Here is a 14,094-nt window from a genome sequence, read left to right on the forward strand (position 1 = left end):
CAATTAGTCCTCATTACGTCGTTCTGATCTCTTTCGGTCATTAGGGTTTAATACTGCCTTACGAAGCCGGATTGATTTAGGAGTAACTTCTACTCTTTCATCATTTTGGATATAGCTGATAGATTGTTCTAACGTCATAATGACTGGTGGGATAAGACGCATAGCTTCATCTTTGCCAGAAGCTCTGACATTTGATAATTGTTTGGCTTTCAGAGGATTTACCTCTAGGTCATTATCCCGATTATGTTCGCCTATAATCATTCCCTGGTATACTAGTTCATTAGGGTTTATAAACATTTTTCCACGCTCTTCAAGATTCCATAGAGCATAGGCAACAGATTCACCATCCCCATTAGAAATTAATACTCCATTACGTCTTCCTTCAATAACCCCTTTATATGAGCCATAACTATGAAAAACACGGTTCATAACACCTGTACCTCGAGTTTCGGTTAGAAACTGACCGTGGTAACCAATAAGACCGCGTGATGGTCCTAAAAATGTGACTCTAGTTTTACCGCCACCAGATGGACGCATATCAGTCATTTCTGCTTTACGTATTGCTAAGGATTTAACAACAACTCCAACAAAATCATCATCAACATCAACTTGGATTTCTTCAATTGGTTCTAATCTTTTTCCCTGTTCATCCTCTTTGAATAATACACGTGGTCTGCTGATTGATAGTTCAAAACCTTCACGTCGCATAGTTTCAATTAATATTCCTAATTGTAACTCACCACGACCTGCAACTTGAAAAGCATCTTTTTCTTCAGTTTGACTGACATGTATTGCCACATTACTTTCGATCTCTCTCATCAATCTATCACCTAAAACTCGTGATGTAAGCTTTGATCCTTCCCGTCCAGCAAGAGGAGAGTCATTTACTCCAAAGGTCATAGATAATGTTGGTGGATCTATAGGTAAGGAAGGGAGTGCTATCATTATTTCAGGGTCACAGATAGTATCAGCTACCGTAGCGTTCTGAATTCCAGCAATAGCAATGATATCCCCTGCATATGCTACATCGACAGCTACGCGTTCCAATCCTCGGAATGACAGTATTTTACTTATTCTAGCATTTTCAATTACCATATTATCACGATTAAGTACTTTAACATTTTGGTTGATCTTAACCGTACCGCTCTGCACTAGACCGGTAAATACACGACCAAAATATGAGTTATATTCTCTAGTAGTAACAAGCATAGAAAAAGGCAGGCTGCTATCAGCAACAGGAGCAGGTACATGAGATACTATCAAATCAAAAAGAGGAGAAAGATCTTTTTGCTGATCTTCTAGATGGAGCGATGCCCAACCGCTACGTCCCGAAGCATAGATAATTGGGAAATCTAGTTGTTCATTAGTTGCCTCTAATGCCATAAATAATTCAAATACTTCATCAACTACTTCACTTACTCTTCTATCAGGACGGTCGATTTTATTGATAACAACAATTGGTTTCAAACCAAGTTTTAGAGCTTTTGACAACACAAATTTTGTCTGAGGCATTGTACCTTCAGAAGAATCAACTAGTAATACAACTCCATCTACCATAGTAAGAATGCGTTCTACCTCACCACCAAAATCAGCGTGACCAGGAGTATCAACTATATTGATACGGATATTTTCCCACATAAGGGAGGTACATTTGGCTAAAATAGTTATACCACGTTCGCGTTCAAGGTCATTTGAATCCATAGCACGTTCTGCTACTGCTTGGTTTTCTCGGAAAGTCCCACTTTGTTTAAGCATATTATCAACTAGAGTAGTTTTACCATGATCAACGTGGGCGATAATAGCAATATTGCGAATAGCAAACATCAAAAACCTTTAATATATTTTTAGATGTGCATTATAGAGCAAAATATATCAAATTGGAATAGAGTTCTTGTGTTATAGTGAATTCAGTTGAATTAGCAACAACGTTGCTCATCGTTAGAAACTCTAGGAACTAAATCACCTGAAAAAATTAAAAAAATAGTAGAAGAAACTGTAATACATTTTTTAACTTTAGCTATGCATTTAAAAATACCAACAGTAACAAAACGAATTATTACATTATGTTGTCAACATTTATCTATACCTCTACACGCAGGGCAGTTTAAAAGTCCCAACTAATGATAGAAAATACTAAATTATAGAAATAAATAGTTGTCATCGCGAGCCACAAAGTGGCGCATAGGCGTCAACTTAAGAGCGTAATGATTGAGCATGTATAAGTAAATCAAACCTAAACGTCTATTAGCGAGAAGCCGCTGCAAGCGGCGACGCGGCAATCTAAGATACGCGAAGCATTACTCTAAAAAATAGCTTCGCTGTTTATTTAGATCGCCACGGCATCTAACGAGCCTTGCTATGACGGCTGTGTTTAATTTGTTTATACATGCTCAATCATTACGCTCTTAAGTTGACGCCTATGTGTCTACACGGGGCTTTTGTGGATAATTCCCAGTCTTTTTCTCCAATTTTTCAAAATGAAATAATCCAAATGCAAAACCTATGCAAATTGGAAGCAATATAATCATTATCCCCCAATGATGCCAATATTCAGTTAAGTAAATAATTGAAAAAGAGGGAACTACATACATTAAAGCACGAGATATGGCAAAGGTAAGACTAGCACAACTAAAACGTTTAAAGACAGGAAAATGTTTATAAAAGATTGACAATCCTATGTCAGGACCGGTAGGTATAAATAACATAACGAATAATTGAATTAAAAATACATCAAATGAGCTATTAAGATTATTCAATAAATAAGGACAAGCTAAAGCAAATAGACAAAATATTAATAACAAAGTTTTTGCAATTTTTAACGGATATATTTTATAACTTAAATATGTTAATACCAAAGTGCTTAAGAAGGAAAATATTGAGATAATAAAATTTTGATGAATGACTTGTTCAGCACTATAGCCAAAAGAAGTTTTTAAAATATTTCCGCAATAAATATAAGTAAAATAAAAACATACGGGACACATACATTCTATTAAAAACAACGCCATTACTGTTATTTTATCAGCTTTTTTCTGCCATATTGGGTTGTTTTCCAGTTTTTTGAGATCTATGCCGGCAACATTTGAAGTCTGCTGAAAAGTTTTTTTTAGTTGACGCTTGGCGTCAGCAAATTCCGGCGTTTCTCTAAGACTCCTTCTAGCTATTGTACCAACCAGTGCTACGCCCGCTCCCATCCAAAATGCTATACGCCAATTAAATCCATAGGAGGTCACTAACGATGCTATGCCTAAAGCAACGACGCCTCCTAAAGTAGCAAAAACCGAAACTAATGAAACAACTGGATATTGGATTGGTGGATTTATAGATTCAGTTAAATAAAGTTTTGCTCCTACTACCTCTCCCATAGAGGACATTCCTTGTAGTATACGACATATTGTAACCAACCAAGAAGCTGTAATACCTATTTGGGCATAAGTAGGTAGATTAGCCATGGTAATACATGATAAAGCCATGATAAAAGTCGTTATGATAACAGTAGTCTTACGCCCTATATTATCACCTATATAACCAAAAATTAATGCTCCAACAGGTCGAAAAACAAAGCTAGAACAGAAAGCTGTAGCAGAGTAAATTGCTGTAGTATGAGGGTCATCTTTGGGAAAAAATAACTCATTTAACAATACCGCCATATGTACATAAAGCATCAGATCAAAATATTCTAAAAAAGTCCCAATCGATAATAACCCAACAGCTGATTTTTGTTCTTTCGTTAGGCTTCTTTGTTCTTGCTGATATCCTATCATTTATTCACCTTATAATTTTAATAGTACTATAAATATTGATGATTTGGTTAATTAATAGCAAGAAAAAATGATATAGTAGGCTAAAATAATTAAACTATTAGTGTAACAATATACTAGTACTTAATACAACCTAAAAGTTCGAGTGGAGATTTCTTTGACATAATTCAACTGAATTCACTATAAGTGCATATTTGAAGTAATTAGTATTTTAAATTATAGATTCTATATTTGCTATCTTACAGCTATTAGCCAAATTATTATCTAGAGTAGCAATGCTTGCTTCAAGGCGTAGGGATAATTCAAGGTAAGAAGCATCATAAGACGTTAGATCATATTTAGTTGCAATCCTTGCTATTATATGTAGAGATTCAGGGCTAGAGCAAAATTTATCAATATTAATAGGAAGAGTATTTAAGAGGTGTAAATACTCTTCATAATTACTTTTAGTAATACGTTGTTTTTTTAAGGATGATATAAGCACATTGTTACATTCTAAAAAAAAGACAGCAGGGACAAATATATTATATACTTTGTTAGAAATCTGATGGTAAATGTTATCGACCTTAAGCTGCTGCTCATCCGGTAAAATCGATGACATGATGAATGAACAATCTACTACTAAATTCATTTTCTACCAAGATTTTTCATTTTAATAACATCATCTATAGAGCCAAGAGGACTACGTTTTTTAAGTTCAGCAAGTTTTTTAAATAGATCATCAAATCTTTGGGAATAATATTTAGCTACAGATATAACAAAAGCTACCTCTTTTCCTCTGTTTGTTATGCATAATTCTTCACCTGCTTCTACTTCTTTTATTAGCTCCGTTAAGTGAGTTTTTGTTTTAAACATACCGACTATTCTCATGAATCCTCTTTAATAAACCAGTTAACTTAACTAGTTTATCATATTTTAATAAGCAATGCAATACGCTAATAACAGCGATGAATCTATTTCATTTTACTTAAATAATCTTAATAATTTGCTTGCAAAAATTTTAAAATTAATTTATTAGGTTCTGAGTTTTTGGGTTCAAGAAGAATAAAAAATAAATATAAGAGAACAACAGATGTTAAAAATAAAACAGGCAAGATTAAGCCTTCCCCCTTTAAATTTTAGCATAGCAGAAGATAAACAGGTAATGAATACTCCGGATGCTGAACAACTAGAAGTTAAACAGCAAAAGGGTTTTTTGGAGAAAGAAACTCAATCTGATAAGATGTTATTATGTATTGATTGGGATGGAACAATAGTAAAAGGCTCCCTACACAATGCTCTTAGTACTACTTTCAATTATCAGGATTGTGTAGATCAATTTCTAGCAGATGAAACAAAAAATTGGAAAAATAAAGAGCTATTAGTAGAATTTTTACAAAAAACATTAACTATAGGATGTCATATAGCTATTGTATCTTTTGGCTCATATCCTGAGTGGATCAAATACGCTCTTGAGCAACTTTTAGGATCGACTCTATCGAAAGAAATTTTTGTAGTGTCGTATTCTCCTAAAAATGGCTATGAAGGTAAACAGGAGCATATAGAAAAAGCCAAGAAGCATTTTGGTGTTTATAAGAATGAGCAAGTTGTTTTAATGGATAATGAGTCAAATCATGTGGCTATCTCAAAGGAAAATGGTATGCAGGGGATACATGTTACCGAAGAAGAGGGTATTGGGTATTTAAATGAGGCTTCTGAGATAGTTGCAGCACAAGAACAAAAAGAAAATCAAATACAGACTAACTTTGATCAGTTAACAGAGAGTACATTAGAACTGTTGGGTGAAGAACCTTCCCTAATAAACTTTTATGACATATTATAGGGATTATACTATTTTGCTTTGAAGAAAAGACAATAGCAAAACTTCTAGGACTCCTAGTATAATTTTCATCAAAACTAAGGATTATTTCTCCCATTTTTTTTAAAGCTTTGTTATAATCATTCCAGTTACGAACCTTTTTTATGGATGGTATACTGCTCGTAGGATCGTTTGAGTATACCGCTAGAGTCTTGGATAATGACGACGCAATTTTTGGTTTTCTATTCTAGAGTATATAAGTATACTTTTGATGAGTTTTTTATCATTCTATTCAATTTCTAGGTTCATAACAACCTATTTTGACTATCCACGTTAGTAATACCTCCTCACGAAAGCAGGAACGTCCATATATGGCATCCTGGGCTATTAAACCGATGTCTTACATCAAACTAAGGTTATATACCTACTTAAACTTGTACATTTGGTTAATTTATGAAGTCATATACTTTTAAAGAGCATTTTTTAGAGCTAAAGGCTAGGTTCTTACGAGTATTTGCTGCATTCATTATTGGTTTTATTATTTGTTATTGTTTTAGTAGCGATATATATAACATTTTATTAGAGCCACTTGCAGAATTAGATCATGCTGATATAAGGAAAGTGATCTATACTGGTCTTACTGAAGCATTCTTTACTTATATAAAACTTGCAGCTTTTGTTTCTTTTGTCATGATTATGCCAATTATCGCTATAGAATGTTTTTTATTTATAAGACCTGGGTTATACTCAGGTGAGAAGAAATATGCTGCTTTTATTCTTTTTATGTCGCCTGTTTTGTTTTGGTGTGGGAGCATCTTTGTATTTTATTTTGTTATGCCGCGTGCATGGCAATTTTTTCTAAGCTTTGAAGATAATAATGCTATTATTCCACTAATTCTAGAAGCTAGAATTAGTGAATATTTAAACTTAGTAATTCAGTTAATTATTGCGTTTGGTATAGCTTTCCAATTACCAATTATTATGTTAATATTAAATTTATTAAAAATATTAACAGCAAAAGACTTAGTGGACAAAAGAAGATCGTCTATAGTAATTATTTTTATTATTGCTGGTATTTTAACTCCACCGGATGTGCTTAGCCAATTTGCCCTTGCAATACCAATGCTTTTATTATATGAAACTTCAATTATTATGTGTAAATTTGTAGAAAATCGAGGAAGTTAAATGTTAGATATAAAGTGGATTAGGGAGAACAAGCAGGAATTTGATGATCTACTTATCAAAAGGGGAATTTCCCCAATATCCGATAAAATTACTAAACTAGATGAAAGCAAGCGCCAGCTAACTAATCTTATTCAGCAATTTCAGCATGCAAGAAGGAAAAAATCTAGGGATCTAGGCAACATGCCTAACAAATTTAGTAAAGAATTTGAAGAAATAAAGCGTGATGTGGATCACATAAATGAGAAACTGAAAGAACTGAATTTAAAATTAAATAGTAATCACCAGTTAAACGATATGTTGGAGGTATTGCCAAACCTTCCTGATCCTGATGTACCATATGGCACTGATGGCAGTATGAATAAACTGCTTAAAACAGTAGGAGACATTACAACAAAACCATCTCCTCCATTACCTAAGCAGCATTTTGAACTTGGTGAAAGTTTAGGTATGATGGATTTTGTCCGTACTGCTAAAATGTCTGGTAGTAGGTTTGTGACTCTAAAGGGAGATTTAGCAAAGCTAGAACGTGCATTGATTAATTTTATGATTGATACACATACTCAAGAATTTGATTTTACTGAACTATCTCCTCCATCTTTGGTGCGACCAGCTGCTATGTATAATAGTGGTCAATTGCCAAAATTTGCAGAAGAGTCGTTTGAAACGGTGAATAATTACAGGTTAATTCCAACAGGCGAAGTACCTCTCGTTAATATGGTAGCCGATACCATAATAGCTAGGGAAGAATTGCCTATACGTTATGTTGCTTACACACCCTGTTACAGATCAGAATCTGGAAGTAGTGGTAGAGATACTAGAGGTATGATACGTATGCACCAGTTTGGTAAAGTTGAGTTGGTTACAATAACTACTGCAGAAGAATCTCAGCGTGAACATGAATATATAACTAATGCAGCTGAAACCATTCTAAAAAAACTTGATCTACCATATAGAGTTATGTTGCTTTGTACTGGAGATATGGGATTTACTGCCAAGAAAACCTATGATTTGGAAGTATGGTTGCCTGGTCAAAATCTATACCGTGAGATTTCAAGTTGTTCTAATTGTGGAGATTTTCAGGCTAGAAGGATGAAAGCTAGATATAAAGAATTTGGTAGCAACGAAACCACTTTTGTCCATACTTTGAATGGTTCTGGTTTACCAATTGGTAGGACAATAATCGCAATTCTAGAAAATTATCAAAATGCAGATGGTTCAATAACAGTTCCAGATATTTTGGTGAGTTACATGGGTGGGTTGGAGCGAATTCATACCACTAAAGAGTATAAATAACATGTATTTGATAGGTATCATTGGTGTTCAAAATAGCTAGCAACTCAAGAAAAGTTGATAAGGATTTATATAATAATTCTGCAGAGGATTTCATTCCAATTGCTTGTCATTATAATGAGAATACTTTGTTAACTAAGAATGGTGAACTACTCCAAACTATCCAAATAAATGGTATCAATGCAGAAAATATTAGCACTAAGTTATTCAATTTACGAGAAGTAGTGCGTAATGCGATTAAGAAAAATGTTCGTAATAAAAATTTTGCATTTTGGATACATACTGTACGACGTAAGACAAACTTAGATGACCCAACTCCTTACAATAAATTGTTACCAGCTAATATTCACAATTTATGGCAAAAAAAGAATTACTGGGATGATAAATTTGTTAACACCTTATATATCTCAATAATTTATGATTCTGCTGAAATTAAAGTTAAAAATCTCAACTCTTTAATAACATCTTTGTTTTTTGATAAAGTTGTCAGTCTCCAAAATAAGTACTTAAGTAGTGTTTTTGAAATACTAAATAGCACTGTTGATACAATACTTTTGGATTTACAAGATTTCGGTGCAGTAAAGTTAGGAATAAGATTTGAAGGGGAAGAATCTTACTCTGATCTGATGTTTTTATATCGTAGAATAATCCATCTCAACGAAGAATATTGCCTAGTACCGATTGCAAATCTATCTAATGTTTTAGCCTCTAATCAATATGCAGTTGGTAACGATAAGATTGAAGTAATAAGTAGGCATGATAAAAAGTTTGCATCCATTATTTCAATAAAGGAATATCAAGAAGTATCATCAGCTGCACTTGATGGATTCCTACAATTACCTGTAGAATTAATAGCAACAGAAATATTTTACTTCGTTGATAAAAAAGAAGTATCTAAAACATTTGAACAACAGGCATATATTTTACAAGTTAGTAAGGATACTAAACTTGCTGAAATTACAGGAATAGATAAGATAATGAACCTTGATGCTTCAATCCCGAACCAATTTTGTAAACAACAAATTTCTATTGCTATTATAGGGTCAGACTTGGAAAAATTGGATCAATCAATTGCCCAAGCATCTAAGGAACTTGCTAAAATTGGCATTGTCCATGTGCGAGAAGATATAAACTTAGAGCAGACATTTTGGGCACAACTCCCAGGGAACTTTTCCTATGTTAGGAGGCTCGCTCCCACAATTATAGAAAATACCGCCGCTTTGGCCTCATTACATAATTTCCCGACCGGAAGCCAAAATAACATATGGGGTAAAGCGGTGACTTTGCTTAGAACAGAAAAAGGAACTCCTTACTTTATGAATTTTCATGCTAAAAGTAATAATAGAGGGAATACTTGTATTTTTGGCACAGCTAATACTGGTAAGACTGTACTAACAAATTTTTTAATTTCTGAAGCCACTAAATACAAGCCAACAATATTATATCTTTCCAATAATAATAATTCAAAGATTTTTGTTGAATCAATTGAAGGGCAGTGGTTTGAAAAGGAGAAGAACCTAATAAATCCATTTCTACTAGATGATACTCTAGAGTCAAGGCATTTCGTTACCGAATTTCTTAAGATAATTTGTAATCATTCTTTTTACCCTCTAACCAAAGCAGAATTAGCTTTTCTAGAAAACTTCGCTGATAAAATTTGGACTTTAGATAATAAAGATCGTAATTTTTCCTCCATTTTAAAAACAATGGACTTTTCTATAGAAGGTGGAGATTTAATTAAACTAAGGTTGACTGATTATACAAAAGGAGGATTATATGATGGTATATTTGATAGTGATAAATTCCCTTTATCTGAAGGTGGCATACTCGGATTTAATTTGTACCCTTTCTCTGAGAAGTCTTTTACAGAACGTTTTTATCCAACAGATAGAAAACTTCTAGAAGATTTTTCAATGAATTTGACTAAGCATAATAGTTTATGTGTAGGATTAATATATGCTTTTAATTATCACTTAACTATTATAGGGAAGAGTCCAAAAATATTAGTAATAGATAATCTAGATTCCTTGTATAGACCGGAAAATTTTGATAACATATCACAAATGATTTCTGATAGATTGCTGAGTAATAATGGAATAATGGTTAGTAATTTTAATTTTAGTTATCTACAGTCGATAAAAACAAAGGTGCTACAGAATTGGTTGGATTTAACAGACACTAAAATAATTTTACCATCAGAAATAAAATTACAGTATTTAGAACAAATTTTAGGATTAAATGAATCAGAAATAAATAAATTATCGAAATTTACAATTGCTTCTAGAATGTTCTTAATAAATCAAAATAATCAATCTATTGCTTTGGAGTTAAGTATAGGAAGTTTAATTGGCATTATCAAGATTCTATCCTGTAGAACCGAGGAATTGAAAATATATCAAGAAATATTACAACAATATCCAGGACATCCTGATAATTGGATTAATCCTTTGTATATAGCATTAAATCATATTTAGTTGTAAGAGGAGTTTGGTGCTAAAAAAATATTATCTAGCATTTTTTTTGTTGATTTACTCTAGCAAGAGTTATGCATCATTTTGGGATGGAGTTGCACAATGTCTCAGTAACCCTTGCAATTGTGGTTATGACACGATAGATGAAATATGGAACGGAATTAGAGTAAGAAAAGGAATAGAGCCAAATCCTATGTGCCCACCATGGAATAAGCGGGATGGACGCGATACAGATAATTGCTTGATTCAATTTAACCCTCCTGAGAATTTTATTGGATTTTATCTTCATCACTGTGCAGAACATACCACAGAAAGTTCCTATTTTGCACCAAAGATTCGTATAAGAACTCAAAGTTGTAATGCATTTGCATGCTGGAATCAATCCACTACTTTGAATTGGGATGGTGAATGTGTAATATGGCTTGGGGCTTATGCCCTACCCTTACTCAGAATTTGTGCTAGGGTTGCTGTTCCTGCAGTTGCACCAACAGCCTTGAATAGTAAAGGAACGCCAGCAGACCCTGGTTATACACCTGGAAAACATTTGAATGATGTTGGCTCTACAGAAGATGATAAACCGATTATTGGAGATGATGGAAAACCGATTGTTGGAGATGACGGAAAACCGTTTAATAGACCAAAGCTATGCGCATATAGTGATCCTGGCTTGGTAAATCTTGTTTCAGCTACCGGAGTTCACTTAGATCCGATGGACTGGAATCCAATAAGACAACCTCTTCATAAAACAGATGAGTTACACCCTTTTGCAAAAATTCTAAAGTTTTTAATAGACATTAAGTCTAGTATGAGTATATCAGTACTATTAGGTAAGTTATTAGACATGATTGCTTCTGACAATACACCAGGTCTTGATGTTATAAAAGAAATAGTTAAATGGATAGGATATATTTTTGAACAACAATGGATGTATGAGGTGGCAAAAAAAATAGTAGAAGCACTTGGTGCACTAAATCGTTCTGTTGATGACTACCAATTTGGTTGCGTTGAATTACCATTTGGTCCTTTTCCACCACCATATTGCCCTAAATTAGAACAATTCATTATTACTCCCACTACAAAGCTTGTATGCAGTAAAAAGAAAAATGGTTTATTTGTTCAATCTTCAGATGCACCATGCGTAGTATCTAAATTAAGAAATAATCTTATTCATAATGTCGTACGTGTTAGTTTAGACAATCTTGTGCCTCTTTGTAAAAATGAAGATCCTCAAAAAACCGATAAATGTGTAAGAATAAACAATCTTGATCCATTTTCTTCAGCTAAAGGAATTCATATTGCTACCGCTCAACGCGATGCAATAAAAAAATGCTCAGCTGGTGATACAAAACTTTGCGTTAACACGAAAATTGACTTTAAATGTAGTATTACTGAGAATGGTTGCGAAGATGGATTTAGGATAGTCTACGCACAAAAAGTAGGTGATATCTCTACACCAAGTAGTTACTATGTTGATGATTTACCTGATTGTAATAGCGAAGGAGCAAATGGTAAGATTACTTGTCAAGAAATATGGGGCATAAATATTGGCGAGTTTATTGATGTTAATCTTGCATTTCCTAGTATACAAGGTCAAGATGGTACAAGTTTACTACCGCTCAAGAAAACCTTTAAGCTCAGAGATAATGTTGATGACAGGTCTTTTGTTGCTTCAATTACTAGAAATACTACCTTAAACCCTCATCTTAGTCGTGATCCAAAATCTATTTGTGTAGCAGAAGGAGATAGCTTGGTTGGTTGTGAAGACAGGGTAACAGATGGTTACCAAATCCTAACCTACCAGTGTGAAGGATTTCCTAGAATTACTTGCCATAATAATAGCTATTATAACCCTCAATTTATTGCGTCAATACGAGTGTCAGACGATAAAGGGAATATTGTTGATTCAACTAGTACTGTTATTACACCGTTATCTGCTAGTAATCCAATAGCCAATAAGACAGAAGAAATAATAAATTTAGCAGGATTTAATTTTACTTCCTTCATGGCATATATTTCTAATACCCCCCCAACTATATATACTGCTATGCCATTCTCTGGCAAAAAATCTATGAATCCTTTAACTATATATGGTAACTATAAAGACGACAAGACCCCTTATGATGCTAAAGGAATTCCTACTACAGGTGTGGTATATTTAAAGGGTCTTGAATATATAAATGGTAAATATATTCAAGGTGCAACGCATGGTTGTTTACAATTAAAAGATATAGACAAATGTGTTCCGGGAGTAAATAATACTAACTGTGTACTAGCAAAACTACTTGAATCAGATACAGTTGATTGCTCAAAATTTAAGACAAAAAGTATGCAATACCTAGGCCTGCAAATCTGTCAGGATACTCATACTGGTTGTAACTCTGCGGAGACTATAGATGATCTTAAGACAAAGGGTATTACGATTTATAAATGTGCTAACTCTGCGTATTGTTATAAAAATAATCGTAAGCCAGATGTTGAAGTATGTAAAGTTTCTTTAGATACCAATAATAGAATTGATCCCTCCCCGTCACTAGGTCCTACAATAAACACTGATGGAAAGTATTACACTGCTACTTTTAATAAGGATGGTGTTCTTATTGATAAGAATGGTGCTTTTGTCGATAAAGATGGGATCCCTGTAGATAAGGATGATGTTATTGTCAATGAAAATGGTATTTTTGTCAATAAGAAGAATGGTACTCTTGTTTATCAGGATGGTACTTCTATTGAAAAGACTGCTGCAATCCGAGATAAAACCCCACAAGAATTAGGTTTTTGTACTTCAGTTCCTGCCCCTAAATGTCAAGCAATTACTACCCCGACTAATGACAGTGGTAACGCAACATGGGCTAGCACAGAAATAGGTGATCCTGACACAAAAATAGGTGATTTGGCACTAGGTACTTGTAAACCTGGTCGGGTACTAATTGATCCGAATAAACCACTACAACGTTATTGTCTATCAAATATCGATACTAAAACAGTGACCTTTGAAGCCTTACCAAATGGTGTTGGATGTAAAGAGAATACTGGTCTTAATTTTAAATATGCAAGCGACTTCAAAGGCGATTTTCCTGTTAAAAATAGTTATGATGATGCCACTAAGGTTGGAACCTTTATACTTGGTGCTCCATACGATTCTGCAGGTCATTCTCCAGCTCATCTAATAGATACATTACATTGTGCAAATTATGAGTTTGATATACCGAATACTAATAAGCTAGACTATTTTACAGTAGGTGGTACTGGTTCGTATTATGATGATTACATAGTGATCAAAGTTAATAATCAACTTGTTCATGCTGGTCCTACTACTTCTGAGTTTAATTCTATGCAATGTAGGGATTTTAATGGTGATAACTGTGTTGTTTACATTTATAAAACTTACCAAGGAAAATTTGTGAAAGCACGCGACATATATAGATCTACTAACCTACCACAGCTTGATTTGATGCCACGTTTACGAAATGGTAAGAATAATCTTAATATTTGTGTTGGGGTTGTTGGGGGAGGAGTTTTGAATTTGACTATTAAATATCAACTGAAATAACCTGAGTTTGATAAAGACATCAGGCTATCACCATTACTA

8 protein-coding genes and 1 pseudogene are annotated in these 14,094 nt (G+C 33.7%); 5 read left to right on the forward strand and 4 right to left on the reverse strand.

Annotated elements, in window-relative coordinates; genetic code table 11:
• Positions 1 to 3: 3 nt before the first annotated feature.
• The 4 genes from typA to ACQH1W_RS06135 form a co-directional block, all read right to left on the reverse strand.
• Positions 4 to 1,824, reverse strand: coding sequence for a translational GTPase TypA (typA, locus tag ACQH1W_RS06120; protein WP_375332747.1), 1,821 nt, complete (start codon positions 1,822 to 1,824; stop codon positions 4 to 6).
• A gap of 593 nt (positions 1,825 to 2,417) precedes the next feature.
• Positions 2,418 to 3,764, reverse strand: coding sequence for an MFS transporter (locus tag ACQH1W_RS06125; protein WP_425361001.1), 1,347 nt, complete (start codon positions 3,762 to 3,764; stop codon positions 2,418 to 2,420).
• Positions 3,765 to 3,972: 208 nt separating this feature from the next.
• Complete coding sequence (locus ACQH1W_RS06130) at positions 3,973 to 4,392, reverse strand: type II toxin-antitoxin system VapC family toxin (RefSeq protein WP_375332745.1); 420 nt, start codon at positions 4,390 to 4,392, stop codon at positions 3,973 to 3,975.
• Entirely contained in the window at positions 4,389 to 4,616 is a 228-nt protein-coding gene (locus ACQH1W_RS06135) for a type II toxin-antitoxin system Phd/YefM family antitoxin (RefSeq protein ID WP_341762664.1), read from the reverse strand. Before ACQH1W_RS06135 ends, ACQH1W_RS06130 begins: the two co-directional genes overlap by 4 nt.
• Positions 4,617 to 4,833: 217 nt before the next feature.
• Here ACQH1W_RS06135 and ACQH1W_RS06140 point away from each other — a divergent pair, with 217 nt between their 5' ends.
• The 5 genes and pseudogenes from ACQH1W_RS06140 to ACQH1W_RS06160 all read left to right on the forward strand — a co-directional run bounded on the left by ACQH1W_RS06140 (position 4,834) and on the right by ACQH1W_RS06160 (position 14,055).
• Positions 4,834 to 5,583: a hypothetical protein gene (locus ACQH1W_RS06140; protein ID WP_425361002.1), complete on the forward strand. Its 750-nt coding sequence runs from the start codon at positions 4,834 to 4,836 to the stop codon at positions 5,581 to 5,583.
• Between the two features lie 429 nt (positions 5,584 to 6,012).
• Positions 6,013 to 6,767 (forward strand): annotated as a pseudogene (gene tatC, locus ACQH1W_RS06145) (twin-arginine translocase subunit TatC).
• Positions 6,745 to 8,037: a serine--tRNA ligase gene (serS, locus tag ACQH1W_RS06150; protein ID WP_425361003.1), complete on the forward strand. Its 1,293-nt coding sequence runs from the start codon at positions 6,745 to 6,747 to the stop codon at positions 8,035 to 8,037. Before tatC ends, serS begins: the two are co-directional and overlap by 23 nt.
• Positions 8,038 to 8,069: 32 nt before the next feature.
• Positions 8,070 to 10,508 carry a VirB4 family type IV secretion/conjugal transfer ATPase gene (locus tag ACQH1W_RS06155; protein WP_375333247.1) on the forward strand — a complete coding sequence of 813 codons (2,439 nt, stop codon included), beginning with the start codon at positions 8,070 to 8,072 and terminating at the stop codon, positions 10,506 to 10,508.
• A gap of 16 nt (positions 10,509 to 10,524) precedes the next feature.
• Entirely contained in the window at positions 10,525 to 14,055 is a 3,531-nt protein-coding gene (locus tag ACQH1W_RS06160) for a hypothetical protein (RefSeq protein ID WP_425361004.1), read from the forward strand.
• Positions 14,056 to 14,094 lie beyond the last annotated feature (39 nt).

This window comes from Candidatus Tisiphia endosymbiont of Stenodema calcarata (assembly GCF_964030695.1).
In the GTDB taxonomy this organism is placed as follows: Bacteria; Pseudomonadota; Alphaproteobacteria; order Rickettsiales; family Rickettsiaceae; genus Tisiphia.

Bases quoted from the DNA above. Each gene is read 5' to 3' on its own strand.
- ACQH1W_RS06135 (WP_341762664.1), bottom strand. From the start codon at position 4,616: ATGTTTAAAACAAAAACTCACTTAACGGAGCTAATAAAAGAAGTAGAA.
- ACQH1W_RS06140 (WP_425361002.1), top strand. From the start codon at position 4,834: ATGTTAAAAATAAAACAGGCAAGATTAAGCCTTCCCCCTTTAAATTTT.
- serS (WP_425361003.1), top strand. From the start codon at position 6,745: ATGTTAGATATAAAGTGGATTAGGGAGAACAAGCAGGAATTTGATGAT.
- typA (WP_375332747.1), bottom strand. From the start codon at position 1,824: ATGTTTGCTATTCGCAATATTGCTATTATCGCCCACGTTGATCATGGT.
- ACQH1W_RS06125 (WP_425361001.1), bottom strand. From the start codon at position 3,764: ATGATAGGATATCAGCAAGAACAAAGAAGCCTAACGAAAGAACAAAAA.
- ACQH1W_RS06130 (WP_375332745.1), bottom strand. From the start codon at position 4,392: ATGAATTTAGTAGTAGATTGTTCATTCATCATGTCATCGATTTTACCG.